15 protein-coding genes are annotated in these 12,667 nt (G+C 67.2%); 4 read left to right on the top strand and 11 right to left on the bottom strand.

Annotation, left to right across the window (positions count from 1 at the left end):
- Positions 1-497 precede the first annotated feature (497 nt).
- Genes rpsN through rpmB form a run of 3 tightly spaced genes read right to left on the bottom strand, consistent with a single transcriptional unit; the run spans position 498 to position 1,211 of the window.
- Positions 498-803: a 30S ribosomal protein S14 gene (gene rpsN, locus DBZ45_RS10015; RefSeq protein ID WP_003798555.1), complete on the bottom strand. Its 306-nt coding sequence runs from the start codon at positions 801-803 to the stop codon at positions 498-500.
- Positions 804-807: 4 nt separating this feature from the next.
- Entirely contained in the window at positions 808-975 is a 168-nt protein-coding gene (gene rpmG, locus DBZ45_RS10020; RefSeq protein WP_003798558.1) for a 50S ribosomal protein L33, read from the bottom strand.
- On the bottom strand, positions 975-1,211 hold the full coding sequence (gene rpmB / locus DBZ45_RS10025) for a 50S ribosomal protein L28 (protein ID WP_111903767.1): 237 nt from the start codon (positions 1,209-1,211) through the stop codon (positions 975-977). The genes rpmG and rpmB overlap by 1 nt, the downstream gene beginning before the upstream one ends.
- A 452-nt stretch (positions 1,212-1,663) precedes the next feature.
- Here rpmB and DBZ45_RS10030 point away from each other — a divergent pair, with 452 nt between their 5' ends.
- The 3 genes from DBZ45_RS10030 to DBZ45_RS10040 are packed head-to-tail and all read left to right on the top strand — an operon-like array spanning position 1,664 to position 4,483.
- Positions 1,664-3,130: a ferredoxin reductase family protein gene (locus DBZ45_RS10030; protein WP_111903768.1), complete on the top strand. Its 1,467-nt coding sequence runs from the start codon at positions 1,664-1,666 to the stop codon at positions 3,128-3,130.
- The gene (locus DBZ45_RS10035) at positions 3,127-3,654 is read left to right on the top strand and encodes an FMN-binding protein (protein ID WP_190243078.1); all 528 of its coding nucleotides are present in this window, start codon (positions 3,127-3,129) and stop codon (positions 3,652-3,654) included. Before DBZ45_RS10030 ends, DBZ45_RS10035 begins: the two co-directional genes overlap by 4 nt.
- Before the next feature lie 37 nt (positions 3,655-3,691).
- Complete coding sequence (locus DBZ45_RS10040) at positions 3,692-4,483, top strand: FAD:protein FMN transferase (protein WP_111903806.1); 792 nt, start codon at positions 3,692-3,694, stop codon at positions 4,481-4,483.
- Here DBZ45_RS10040 and DBZ45_RS10045 read toward each other — a convergent pair whose 3' ends face one another.
- Both DBZ45_RS10045 and DBZ45_RS10050 read right to left on the bottom strand, forming a co-directional pair.
- Positions 4,484-5,245 (bottom strand): SGNH/GDSL hydrolase family protein, encoded by a 762-nt coding sequence (locus DBZ45_RS10045; RefSeq protein ID WP_111903769.1) that lies wholly within the window; start codon positions 5,243-5,245, stop codon positions 4,484-4,486.
- A gap of 101 nt (positions 5,246-5,346) precedes the next feature.
- Entirely contained in the window at positions 5,347-5,832 is a 486-nt protein-coding gene (locus DBZ45_RS10050; RefSeq protein ID WP_111903770.1) for a MarR family winged helix-turn-helix transcriptional regulator, read from the bottom strand.
- A 98-nt stretch (positions 5,833-5,930) separates the two neighbouring features.
- Between DBZ45_RS10050 and DBZ45_RS10055 the strand changes: the two genes are divergently transcribed.
- Entirely contained in the window at positions 5,931-6,215 is a 285-nt protein-coding gene (locus DBZ45_RS10055; protein WP_111903771.1) for a YciI family protein, read from the top strand.
- Here the strand turns inward: DBZ45_RS10055 and DBZ45_RS10060 are convergent.
- From DBZ45_RS10060 to DBZ45_RS10085, 6 genes are all read right to left on the bottom strand, one after another.
- Positions 6,212-7,057 (bottom strand): SGNH/GDSL hydrolase family protein, encoded by an 846-nt coding sequence (locus DBZ45_RS10060; protein WP_111903807.1) that lies wholly within the window; start codon positions 7,055-7,057, stop codon positions 6,212-6,214. The two genes, DBZ45_RS10055 and DBZ45_RS10060, sit on opposite strands and share 4 nt — an antisense overlap.
- 69 nt (positions 7,058-7,126) lie before the next feature.
- Positions 7,127-8,131 carry a siderophore-interacting protein gene (locus DBZ45_RS10065; RefSeq protein WP_111903772.1) on the bottom strand — a complete coding sequence of 335 codons (1,005 nt, stop codon included), beginning with the start codon at positions 8,129-8,131 and terminating at the stop codon, positions 7,127-7,129.
- A gap of 80 nt (positions 8,132-8,211) precedes the next feature.
- Positions 8,212-9,054, bottom strand: coding sequence for an ABC transporter ATP-binding protein (locus tag DBZ45_RS10070; RefSeq protein ID WP_111903773.1), 843 nt, complete (start codon positions 9,052-9,054; stop codon positions 8,212-8,214).
- Entirely contained in the window at positions 9,054-10,073 is a 1,020-nt protein-coding gene (locus DBZ45_RS10075) for a FecCD family ABC transporter permease (protein WP_111903808.1), read from the bottom strand. Before DBZ45_RS10075 ends, DBZ45_RS10070 begins: the two co-directional genes overlap by 1 nt.
- 131 nt (positions 10,074-10,204) lie before the next feature.
- On the bottom strand, positions 10,205-11,314 hold the full coding sequence (locus DBZ45_RS10080) for a FecCD family ABC transporter permease (RefSeq protein WP_111903774.1): 1,110 nt from the start codon (positions 11,312-11,314) through the stop codon (positions 10,205-10,207).
- 25 nt (positions 11,315-11,339) lie between these two features.
- Positions 11,340-12,473, bottom strand: coding sequence for an iron-siderophore ABC transporter substrate-binding protein (locus DBZ45_RS10085; RefSeq protein WP_223257005.1), 1,134 nt, complete (start codon positions 12,471-12,473; stop codon positions 11,340-11,342).
- Positions 12,474-12,667: the final 194 nt, after the last annotated feature.

The raw sequence follows: 12,667 nt of genomic DNA on the forward strand, positions 1-12,667 counted from the left end.
CACTATTGAGTTCTCAAACAACAGACACACCCGGCACCACCCAAACCAACGTTCAGGATCGCTCCGGAGCAACTTTTCAAACTTACCCGGTTTCACTCCCCGACGCAAACCCATGTTTCAGGATCCACATCGGCAGGAAAACCAGCCCCACCACACCCAAGCAACCTAAAAGTCACCAGATCATGGTCTTGATTTCGGGGATTTGGCCGCCCGCGGTTACCAGCTCTTCGCTGTCTCCCTCGCGGCGACTTAGAAAACAATACACCCGCTGCCGCCCCACCGCAAACCGTCCTCGCGAGAGCATGGGATCCCTGCGTTTCCGCGGTGAAACGGTGCGCGAAGGCACCCTGGTGAGCCTCCGCCGTCGTAATTCCCCTCTGTGCGGTGCGTCACCTACACCCAGCCGTTACCGCAAACGTGCGCGGTTAAAGCAAAGGAGGGCCGGCAACCATGTGGTTGCCGGCCCTCCTCAAGCAGCTGGAATCAGCGGTGCTGAATTACCAGGAAGACTTGGTGATGCCCGGGAGCTCACCGCGGTGAGCCATGTCGCGGAAGCGAACACGGGAGATACCGAACTTCTGGAAGGTACCGCGCGGACGGCCGTCGATGATGTCGCGGTTACGCAGACGGATCGGGGAGGCGTTGCGGGGCAGCTTCTGCAGGCCGAGGCGTGCAGCTTCGCGTGCTTCGTCAGTCGCGTTCGGGTCAACCAGGGTCTTCTTCAGCTCGAGGCGCTTTGCAGCGTAACGCTCAACGATGACCTTGCGCTGCTCGTTGCGAGCAATCTTGGACTTCTTAGCCATGTGTTTAGCGCTCCTCTCGGAATTCGACGTGCTGGCGGATCTTGGGGTCGTACTTCTTCAGGACCAGACGGTCCGGATCGTTACGACGGTTCTTACGGGTTACGTAGGTGTAACCCGTGCCCGCGGTCGACTTGAGCTTGATGATCGGACGTACGTCCTTGTCCTTTGCCACTAGAGCTTCACTCCTCGTGCCAGGATGTCGGCGACGACAACGTCGATGCCGCGTACGTCGATGGTCTTGATGCCCTTTGCAGAAAGCTGCAGAGTGACATTACGGCGCAGGGACGGAACCCAGTAGCGCTTCTTCTGAATGTTCGGGTCGAACCGACGCTTGTTGCGGCGGTGCGAGTGCGAAATGCTGTGTCCAAAGCCCGGCTCGGCTCCGGTCACCTGGCAGTGTGCTGCCATGACGACTCTCCTCTGAAAATGAATGAAACGGCTGGCAGAGTTCTGCTTCACCGTGCGGCAGGCGGCGTCCGCATACAGCCTTACGCGTCCGCACGTTTCAACACCGGCGAACCGGGTTTACTGCGGCGGAATACGATGAGGCACTAACACCTGGCAATGGAAGCCACTGCGAAGTGCCGGGATACTGGGCGAATACAGGAATGCACGCAACTTGAGCCCCTAACTACCGGCCTCCAGGACTGTGAATACTCCAACAGCCACCGCAAACCGGAGCAATTGCACACGCTCCGCGCCACCTAGCGCCAACCAAGTCTACGAGACACCCGAATTAAAGACCAATCCGGGGGCGAAGTGCATAGAGCGCCCGGCGTCGAGGGGGCCTTCTTCCAAGACATATGCGGAAAGAAGGCTCTTCACAGCAAAGGCAAAGGATGGGGGCGGAATCTTGAGCCATGAACACACAGCTCCTGCCCTCCCCCGGGACCGGCACTCCGATGCGCCCGGCCCATGGGCCTGCTCCGGTTCGGGAGGCCGGCCGTTTCGCCGGCCAGCACCGGCGCAGGCTACTCCGCGCCGATGTCCTGACGGTGACTGCCTGGTCCTCGTTGGCCGCTTCGGTGGCGCTCTGGCTTGCCGACGGCGGCCTGACGGCAGTTTCGTCGCCGGCGGGCATGGTCACGGCGCTAGGCATAGTTGCCGGCCTTGCCGGAATGGACCTGGTGCTGCTGATGCTGCTGCTGGCTGCGAGGATTCCGTTCATTGACGGCGCGGTGGGGCATGACCGGGCGCTGGAGTTTCACCGGAAGCTGGGGAAACCCTCGCTGTACCTGCTGCTGGCCCACGGGCTCCTCATCGCGGTGGGCTACGGCATGGCCGAAGGCCTCGACCCGGTCAGCGAAGCCGTGGCGCTCTGGGTGCTCGTGCCCGATATGTGGCTCGCCTTCATCTCCCTGGCCCTCTTCATTGCGATTGTTGTCACGTCCCTCGTGGCGGTCCGCCGGCGGTTTCCCTACGAATTCTGGTACGCCGTGCACCTGCTCACCTATGCTGCCGTGCTCACCTCGCTGCCGCACCAGTTCAGCGTGGGCGGCCTGTTCGCCGTCGGCACCGGGCAGCGCTGGTACTGGCTCGCGATCTGCATCGCCACCGGAGCTACCCTGCTGTACTACCGGATCATCCAGCCGGTACGGGCAACCTTCAGGCACCAGCTCACGGTTGAGCGCGTCACCTCCGTGGCCCCCGGGGTGGTCAACATCGAAATGAGCGGCCTGCAGCTCGGCTCGCTGGCCGGAAACGGCGGGCGGTTCTTCATCTGGCGCTTCCTCGCCCCGGGCCTGTGGTGGCATCCGCATCCGTTCAGCCTGTCTGCGGAGCCGGTGCGGACAGGACCTGATGGCCACGGGAGATTGCGGATCACGGTTCGTGATCTGGGCCGGGGCTCCGCGCAACTACTGAGGCTGCGGCGCGGAACGAAGGTCGCGGTCGAAGGGCCCTACGGACTCTTCAGCTCCGCCGCACGCAGCAAGGACCAGGTGGTCATGATCGGCGCAGGCATCGGTATTACGCCGTTGCGGGCCCTCCTGGAGACCACGCCTTTCGCCCCCGGCCAGGCCACGGTCCTGCTCCGCGGGCACAGCAACAAGGAGCTCTACCTGGGCGAGGAAATCCTCGAACTGTGCCGGCTGCGCGGCGCCACCCTGTTCCACCTGACCGGCGGACGGGACCCCGGCTCACCTGACAGCTGGCTTCCGGCCGCCGAACACCGGGCGGGGTATGCCCTGGCGGACTACGTCCCGGAAATCGCTTCCGCCGACGTCTATGTATGCGGTCCCTCGCGGTGGGCAGGCAACGTCCTGAACGCCGCCCGCGCCGGCGGCGTCCATGAAGATCAGCTCCATCACGAAAGGTTTGACTGGTGAGAATCAGAGCAGCAGTTTCAGCCGCCTTGGCTTCGGCCGGCATCCTCCTGGTCGGCTGGCAATCAGGTGTCCATGTGGCCGATACCCGCAGCGCGGTTGCGGCCGCGGCAGCGGGAAACCAGGCGTCGGGGACGGGAACCACGGGCACCAGCGGCGCAGCGTCGTCGGAATCCGCGGCGTCGTCCGGGACGACCGGCAGTTCGGGAACGGCCGGCGCATCCGGAGCCGCCGGTGCGGCGGCCAAGGCCGGCGGCACGTACGACGGCGATGTGGTCCAGACCCGCTTCGGCACCGTGCAGGTCCAGATCACCGTGAAGGCCGGGGAGATCACCGACGTCACGGCCCTGAAACTCACCGACGCCGAGGGCCGGTCCGCGCAGATCAGCAACTATGCCGCCCCGGTTCTTCGCGATGAGGTGCTTCAGGCACAGTCCGCCGACGTGCAGACCGTAGGTGGGGCCACCGTGACCAGCGACGCCTACCTCACCTCCCTCCAGGCGGCCCTCGATGCAGCCAACCTCTGAGACCGCGCACCGGCTCCGCGCCCGGACCTTCACCTGCATGGGAACTGTCACCAGCCTGGCTGTCCCGACGGACGCGCACAAAGCACCCCAAGCGGCGGCCGATGAGCTGGAGGCGGCAACCGCCGTCGTCGAACGCCTGTTCACGGAACTGGACAGCATCTTCAGCCTCTACCGCCCCGATTCGGAGGCGAGCCGGTTGGTGCGCGGCGAACTGACGCTGCCGGAGGCGTCGGCCGAGATGCGGGCGCGGTATGAGGAGGCGGCCGAGTGGCGGCTCCTCACGGAGGGAGCCTTCACGCCGGAACGTCCGGATGGGGCGCTGGATCTCTCCGGAATCGTCAAGGGCCACGCCATCAGGGAAGCCGGCATGTCGCTGCTGGCGCTCGGCATGGCCAACTGGTGCCTAAACGCCGGCGGGGACGTGCTGGTCAGCGGCTCCCCCAACCCCGACACGGATGTGCCGTGGCGGGCGGGGATCGTTGACCCGGCGGACAGGAGGACCCTGCTCGCCGGATTCCCGCTGGGCGGGGCGGCGCTGGGTTCGGCCCCGCCGGACGGAATGGTGGCCGACGGCGGGACCCGGGCGGCGCTGGCCACCTCCGGTTCCGCTGAGCGTGGGGACCACATATGGAGTGTCGCGGCCGGGGCCGCGGAATTCCGGCAGGTTTCCGTCGCCGCAGCGGACGTGGTCACCGCCGATGTGCTGGCTACCGCGATCGTGGCAGGCGGGGTGCCCATGCTCAACCGCGCCACCGCCATGTGGGACATCGAGGCGCTGGCCGTCAGCGCAAATGGCGAGCTCCTGGCGACCGGCGGGTTCCGGCGGTAGTTAGAGCCGGGTGAGCTGGGCGTACCTGGGCTGGAGGTTGTCGCCGGAGGACCTGCCGGTGACCCGCCGGACCACCCACGGTGCGGCGAACTCCCGGACCCAGCGGGCGTTGGCCCTCAGCGCCTCCGCCTTGCTGAGCTCCGGGACGGGGGTCATGGGCGGAACCTCGATGGAGTGCTCATGTTCGAGGACCGTCAGGACGCGTTTGGCCATGTTCGCGTGCCCGGCGGCGGACATGTGCATCCGGTCCTTGGCCCACATGCCCCAGTCGTAGTACTCGTTGAAGCGCCAGTAGTCCACCAGCAGGGCGCCATGGTCCCCGGCGATGCCGCGCACGAGTTCGTTGTAGATGGCCGTGCGCCCCCGCATGGTGCCGAAGACCTTCGAGCCCCGCGCATCGAAGCCCGTGAACAGCACCACGGTGGCGCCCGTGGCCGCGAGCTTCCCGACGGCTTTTTCGTAATCCGCGAGCAGGTCGTCGATGTCGACCTTGGGCCGGAGAATGTCGTTGGCGCCGGCGTAGAGGGTCACCAGCGTGGGGTTGAGCGCGATGGCGGCGTCCACCTGCTCGGCCAGGATCTGCCGCAGCTTGCGGCCGCGGATGGCAAGATTCGCGTACCCGAAGCCGGGGTCGGCCACGGCAAGTTGCTCCGCCACCCGGTCAGCCCAGCCGCGGAGCCCGTTGGGCCGCGCGGGGTCGTCGTCGCCGACGCCCTCCGTGAAGGAATCTCCAAGGGCAACGTACCGGGCCGTGAAATCCATGGGAGCAAGTCTGCCACCCGTTGCCGGGAGCAACCAAGACGGGCCCGTGCTGTCCGGCTCGCCGGGAGCTGCTGCCTCCGACCGGCTGGGTACTGCTACTGCTACTGCTGCCGCTCGCGGAGAATCCAGTGATTGCTGTCCAAACGGGCGACAATCTTTTCGCCGATGCGTGCGAGATCCGCTACATCAGGCTCAGTCAGGGCGTCGAGGAACAGCGAGCGCACGGATTCGACGTGGCCCGGCGCCAGTTCCACAATGGTGGCGATGCCCTGCTCGGTGAGGTGCGCGGTAGTGACGCGTGCGTCGCCGGGATGCGGCCGGCGTTCCACCCAGCCGCGGTTCTGGAGTTTGGTCACCACATGGGACAGCCGCGAGAGGGAGGCGCTGGTCCGCGCCGCCAACTCGCTCATCGGCAGGAAGCGCCCCTCGGCCTCGGAGAGCATCGCCAGCACGTTGTAGTCGAACAGCGACACCTTTCCGGCAGCATGCAGCTGGGTATCAAGCGACGCGGGCAGCATGGTGTTGATGCTCAGCAGGGCAAGCCATGCCCGGCGTTCATTGGCGTTGAGCCAGCGCGGTTCGGTCATTACTCCATCCTAGGAGAACAGACGCTTGACGGTTCAAGGCCGGTTCTGTTGGCGGCGAGTCGCCGGGCGGCCAGGGCCCTGGCGGTAGGCTGGCCGTCATGTACGTAGTTTCCCTGACCTACAAAGTTGCCCAGGAGATCGTGGACCAGCACCTGGATGCCCACGTGGACTGGCTGAAGGATGCCTTTGACGAAGGCGTCTTCATCGCCGCCGGCCGCAAGGTTCCGCGTACCGGAGGCGTGCTGCTCTCCAGGGCCGACCGTCCGACACTCGACGGGTCCTTGGCCCAGGACCCGTTCAACGTTCACGGCGTCGCCGACTTCGAGGTCGTGGAATTCGCAGCAAACCGCACCGCGCCGGGGTTCGAGAACCTGCTGGACTAGCCTGCGCGTCCGCGACTGTCCGGCTCCATCAGCTTTCTCAGGCCGCCTTTTCGCGGAACCTTGACCGGCTGCGGCCACCGGGGCCTCAGGTTGTCGCCCAGCGTGATGCCACGGAGCTTCCGGCCGAACAGCGGCAGCACCCAGTCATTCAGCCAGCGCCGCTGCCGGCGCTCCCAGTCGCGGAGGGTCATCCTGCCCGGCGGCTCCCATTCCTTGAGGCTGATCTTGTGCGGCACACCCAGGTGGTCCAGCACCTGGGCCGCGAGGTACTTGTGGCCGGCCTTGGACATGTGCAGCCGGTCGGTGTCCCACATCCTGCGGTCGTGGAAAGCCTCGAAACACCAGTAGTCCACGAGTACAGCCCCGTATCTGGCGGCGACCTCCCGGACCCGCCGGTTGTACAGGGTGTTCCTCTTCTTGAGCGGTTCGAGCACCGCGGACACCTTGACGTCGAACCCCGTGAACAGGACCAGCGTGGCGCCGGTGGCCGCCAGCCGGGCCACCAGTTCCTCGTACTGGGCCAGGAGCTGGTCCATGTCCGTGCCGAAGTCCAGGATGTCGTTGCCGCCGGCATAGAGGGTGACGAGTGTGGGCTCCATGGCGATTGCCTGCTCCAACTGCTCATCCACGATGTGCCGCAGCCGCTTGCTCCTGATCGCCAGGTTGGCGTAATGCCAGCCGGGTTCTGCCTTGGCCAGCTTCTCCGCCACACGGTCAGCCCAGCCACGCACCCCGTTCGGCAGCCTGGAACTCCGGTCGCCCACACCCTCGGTGAACGAGTCCCCCAAGGCAACGAACAGCCGCCGCCTGCCCCGGTCCGGATGCAAAGGAGAGTCACCCACCCGGACAAGGTACACACGTTGAGCAACGCACAGGGAAACCGCAGATGAACACCAGCCAGAGCGCCAGGGTCAGAGTTCGGCCTTGCCCTGACGCCAGTACCCCATGAAGGCCACCTGCTTGCGGTCGATCCCGACGTCGCGGACGAGGTAGCGCCGCATGTCCTTGATGACGCCGGCTTCCCCGGCGATCCACGCGTAGAACGGCAGGGCGCCGGCGGGCTTGCCGGGGTTCTTCGTGGCACCGACCGCGGCGGCGCCGAGCCGGGCCGGGGTTTCCCACAGGATCTCCTGGTCAACGTTCACGTCGTCGGGCTCCGGGCCGGCGGCGTCGGCGGACTTGATGCCCACCCAGCCCGGCACGGGGACCGCCGCCCGCACGGCTTCCTGAAGGAGTTCGCCGTGCGGCCGGGACCTGCCGATCGAGGCGCCGCGTGCCAGCCAGGTGATTTCGACGTCGGCCGCCGTCTCCAGGTCGAGGAAGTCGCCGGCCGCCGGTACTTCCAGGAACGCATGCCCGGTCATGTACTCGGGCAGGCTTTCGAGAATGGCGCTGATCGCGGGGACAGCCGTCTCGTCGCCGGCCAGGAGCACACGCCCGGCCAGGCCGGGCCGCCATTCGATGCCCGAGTACGTTTCCGCGGTGACGCAGTGTGCCGCACGGTTGTTCGGTCCGATCAGGGTGATGGCGTCGCCCGGCCTGGCCGTCCGCGCCCAGTTCGCCGCGGGACCGCCGTGGCCGGCGGCGTCGAAATGCATCACGAAGTCGACGTCGATCTCCGGGTACACGGCGTCCAGCCGGGCCTGCCGGACGGTGTAGGTGCGCATGGAGCCGCGGGTGGCCGCATCCATGGCCAGCCACTCCTGGTACCAGCCACTCTCCTCCATCCGGAACTTCGGCAGCGGAAGCCGGCTGCGGTCCGGCGCCAGCGAAGGAATCATGAGTTTGACGCGAAGGTCCAGGCTGTCGCCGTGGACACCGAAGTCGCGGAGCGAATAGCCGCCGAACGTCACGCGCCGGAAATTTGGGCTGAGCTCCTGCGCTGCCGAGACGGTGACATCAAACGCCAGGGTCATTGGCTCGGTGGCGAGGCCTGGACGGTCCGCGGTGGAGGTGCGGGCAGGGCTGTTTTGTACTGCACTAGTCTGTACTGCGCTCATGAGGCCATCTCCAGGGTCGTCGTCGAAAGGGTCGTGGTCTGAACTTTTGGGTCGGCGTGGTGCCTGCCGAGGGGGATGATCAGCGGGGTGCCGGACACCGGATCCGGCACCACCCGGGATTCCAGCCCGAAGACGTTCCGGACCAGTTCCTCGGTAATCACGCCGGACGATGCGCCCTCGGCCACGATCTGCCCGGCCTTCAGGGCGATGACATGGTCGGCGTACCGCGCGGCGAGGTTGAGGTCGTGCAGAACGATCGCCACTGTGGTCCCGCGCTGCCGGTTGAGGTCGGTGACCAGGTCCAGCACTTCCACCTGGTGTGCCAGGTCCAGGTAGGTGGTGGGCTCGTCGAGCAGCAGCACGTCCGTTTCCTGGGCGAGCGCCATGGCGATCCACACCCGCTGGCGCTGTCCGCCGGAGAGTTCGTCGACATTCCGCCCGGCGAGCTCCAGCGTTTCGGTGGCTACCAGCGCACGCTGCACCGCGGCGTCGTCCTTCTCCGACCAGCTGCGGAAGAAGCCCTGGTGCGGGTACCGCCCGCGGCCCACCAGGTCACGGACGGTGATGCCGTCCGGCGCCGTCGGATGCTGCGGCAGCAGGCCGAGCGTCCGTGCCAGCTCTCGCGCCGGGCGGGAGTGGATGTCTTTGCCGTCGAGGGTGACCGTGCCGCCGGCAGGCTTGAGGAGCCGGGACAGGCCGCGCAGCAGCGTGGATTTTCCGCAGGCGTTGGCTCCCACGATCATGGTCACCTTGCCCTCGGGGATCTCCGCCGTGAGGTTTTCCACGACCCGGCGCTGGTCGTACTGCAGCGTGAGGTCCCGGGCTTGCAGAACAGCCATCAGGCATCCTTTCGGTTGGACGTGACCAGGAGCCACAGCAGGAATGGGGCCCCGAGGGCGCCGGTGACGACGCCGACCGGCAGGACGGTGCCGTCCAGCAGCAGCGGAGCGATATTGGCGGCGGCATAGTCCGCCGCCAGGACGATCAGGGCGCCCACCAGGGCCGACGCCGGGAGGCTGGCTTTGCCGGTGAAACGGCGGGCAATGGGGCCGGCCAGAAAGGCGACGAACGCCACGGGCCCGGCGGCAGCCGTCGCCACTGCGGCGAGCCCGACGGCGGTGAGCACCAGGCCCAGCCGGGTCGCGGCCACGCGGATGCCGAGTCCCGCGGCGGCGTCGTCCCCCAGTTCGAGGATCCGCAGCGGTCCGGCCAGCAGTGCGGCGACCGGGACCAGGACCACCAGGGTCAGGGCCAGCACGCCCGCTCGGTCCCAGCTGGCGGAGTTGAGCGAGCCGTTGATCCAGATCAGCGCCTCCGCGGCGGTGCGGATGTCCGCCCGGGTCATGAGGAAGCTCACCATGGCGTGCAGCGCGGCGGCGACGCCCACGCCGGCGAGGATGAGGCGGCTGCCGGCGGCGTTCCCTCGGCTGCCGCCGCCCAGGGATCCGCTGCGGGAAATGCCGTAGATCAGCGCCGCCACGGCCATCGCCCCGCCGAGCGCAGCACCGGACACCGCGGCGCCGGAGGCGCCGAACACCACGATGGCCAGCACCGCGGCCGCGCTGGCGCCGTAGCTGATGCCGATCACGTCCGGGCTGGCCAGCGGGTTGCGGAGCATGGTCTGGAACAGCGCGCCCGAGAGCCCGAAGGCCACCCCGATCAGCGTGCCGATGACCGCCCGCGGCAGCTTGGCTCCCATCACGATGAAGCTGGCGCCCGGGATCTTCTCGCCGCCGGTGAAGTGGGCGGCGAGGATTTTGAAGAAGTCGGGGATGGTCACGGTGTAGCTGCCCAGCAGGATGCTGGCGGCCAGGAGAAGCACGACGCCGGCGGCCAGTGCCGCCGTCCGGTTCAGCAGGCACCGGTTGAGCCAGTCACGTTGCCGGTTCGAAGCGCGAACGGGCAGATAATGCCGTGTTTCGGCGGTTTTGGGGGCATTATCTGCCCGTTCGCGCTTCTCTGTAGTCGCGGGGGTGGTGTGGTGCGGAGTCACAGGCCCGCCCCCTTGCCGCGGCGGACCAGCCAGACGAAGACCGGCGCCCCGATCAGGGCGGTCATGATGCCGGCCGGAACCTCGCCGGGTAGCAGGACTACCCGGCCCACGATGTCGGACACCAGCAGCAGCACGGGTGCGAGCACGGCGGAGAACGGCAGGATCCAGCGGTAGTCGGGGCCGGTCAGGGAGCGGACGGCGTGCGGGACCACGAGGCCCACGAACCCGATGGGGCCGGCCAGCGCCGTCGCCGACCCGCACAGCAGGACGATGCCCAGCGCGGTGACGGCCCGGGCCAGGCCGACGTTCTGGCCCAGGCCGCGGGCGACGTCGTCGCCCAGCGCGAGACTGTTGAGGACCCGCCCAGTCAGAAGCACGATCAGTGCCCCCGCGATGAGGAACGGCAGCCCGGGCAGCACCACGGACCAGTCGCGGCCGGCAATGCCGCCCACCTGCCAGAAGCGGAAACGGTCCAGGGTGTCCTGGCTGGAGACCAGGATGACGTTCATCAGTGAGAACAGCCCGGCGCTCAGGGCGGCGCCCGCCAGGGCGAGCTTGACCGGCGTCGCACCGTCTCGGCCCAGGGAGGCAATGAGGTAAACGACGACGGCGGCAGCAGCCGCGCCGATGAACGCGAACCAGATGTAGCCGGTCAGTGAGGAGATGCCGAAGACGTAGATTCCGGTGACCACGGCCAGCGCGGCGCCGGCGTTGACGCCGATGATGCCCGGGTCCGCCAGCGGGTTGCGCGCCACGCCCTGCATGGCGGCACCGGCCAGGCCCAGCGCCGCACCGGCGAGCAGGCCCAGGACGGTCCGCGGGATGCGGGCATGCACCACGGCATGGTCGCCGTCCGCCGGGTTGAACCGGGTCAGTGCCTGCCACACCGTTTCGAGGGACAGGCCCCGGGCGCCCACGGCCAGCGAGGCGCCGCAGACAACAACGAGCACGACGACGGCGGCCAGCAGCCAGGCGGCGCGCGGGCCGGGGACCCTGCGCCCCGACTGGGCGCGAACTGGCAGGTAACGCCCTTCGGCGCCGGGTTTGGCGTCGTTAGCTGCCAGTTCGCGCTGGGTGGCGGGCGCCGTCGTCGTGCTCGGTGTCATGGGAAGTTGCCTACTCGACCGCGGCTCAGACCGCGGCAGTAGCCTTATCCGCTGCGCTGGCCAGCTGCGGCAGGAATGTGTCCAGCGACCACGGCAGGCTCAGCGGCGAGGAGGCCGAGATGGACAGGGTGAGCGTGTTGTCCGAGTCCGCGACCATGGCGCCGTTCTTGATGGCCGGGATCTGGCCCAGCAGCGGGTCAGCCTTGATGGTCTCGGTGGTCTTGGCGTCCGGAACCCAGGTCACGAAGATGTCGGACTTGAGCTCGTTGGCCTTCTCTGCGGACCACGGGATGAAGAATTCCTTGGAGCCCTTCGAGTTCTCCTCCACCACGGGGGCGAGCTTCATGCCGATCTCGCTGAGGAAGCGCGGGCGGTTGTCGTTGGCGGTGTAGACGTTCACGCCGTCGCTCTTGGCCGGCTCGAGGTTTCCGTAGATGAAGCTCTTGCCAGCGAGCTGCGGGTAGGCGGAGACCTTGTCCTTGACGGTGGCCTCGGTGTCGGCGATCAGTTTCGTGGCTTCGGCTTCCTTGCCCAGCGCCTTGCCGATGATGCTCGTGGAGTCCTGCCAGGACGTGCCGTAGGCCAGCTCGGGGTGCGCAACCACGGGCGCAATTTCCGTGAGCTTCTTGTAGTCCTCTTCCGTCAGGCCGGAGTAGGCACCCAAAATGACGTCAGGGTTGAGCTTGGCGATTTCAGTGAAGTTGATTCCGTCCGCCTCGGAGAACTGGACCGGCGCCTTGTCCGACCCGAAGCCCGCGCCGAGCTTCTCCAGCGCGGCGTCCTTCCACGGCGTGGAGCCCTTGTCATTGCCGCCCCACTCATTCTTGGGTACGCCCACCGGAACCACGCCCAGCGCAATGGCAACGTCGTCGTTGACCCAGGAGACCGTGACGACGCGCTTGGGCTGCGCCTTGATGGTGGTTTCACCAAAGACGTGCTTGATGGTCACGGGGAACTGCGCACTCGCGGATGAAGTGGCGCTGGCTTCCGAAGCGGAGGAAGCGGCCGGCCCCGTGGAGCACGCGGTCAGGGAAAGCGCCGCGGCGGCGAGAACGGCGGTGGCCTTGCCGGCGGTTTTGAGCAGCGAGCGGCGCGTGGTGCCAGCGGCAGCAGCACCGCGGGAAACGGCCGACCGGCCGCGGAAGAGGGGGGAAGTCACGGAACTCCTTAGGTGAATGAAGCGAACCTAAGTAAGGCTAGCCTATCCTTTTGAAGATTACGAAAGGTTTGCATCACGTAATTGCCCCGCGTGCCCAAAGTTACTGCAAACGGCCTTGCCAGCCTGGGGTGAACAATGGTTCACTCAAAGGGAGTAAACGCCCGTTCACCCCAAGACGGGCACCCCTAGCCCAC

The organism is Arthrobacter globiformis (assembly GCF_003261175.1).
Classification (GTDB): domain Bacteria; phylum Actinomycetota; class Actinomycetes; order Actinomycetales; family Micrococcaceae; genus Arthrobacter; species Arthrobacter globiformis_A.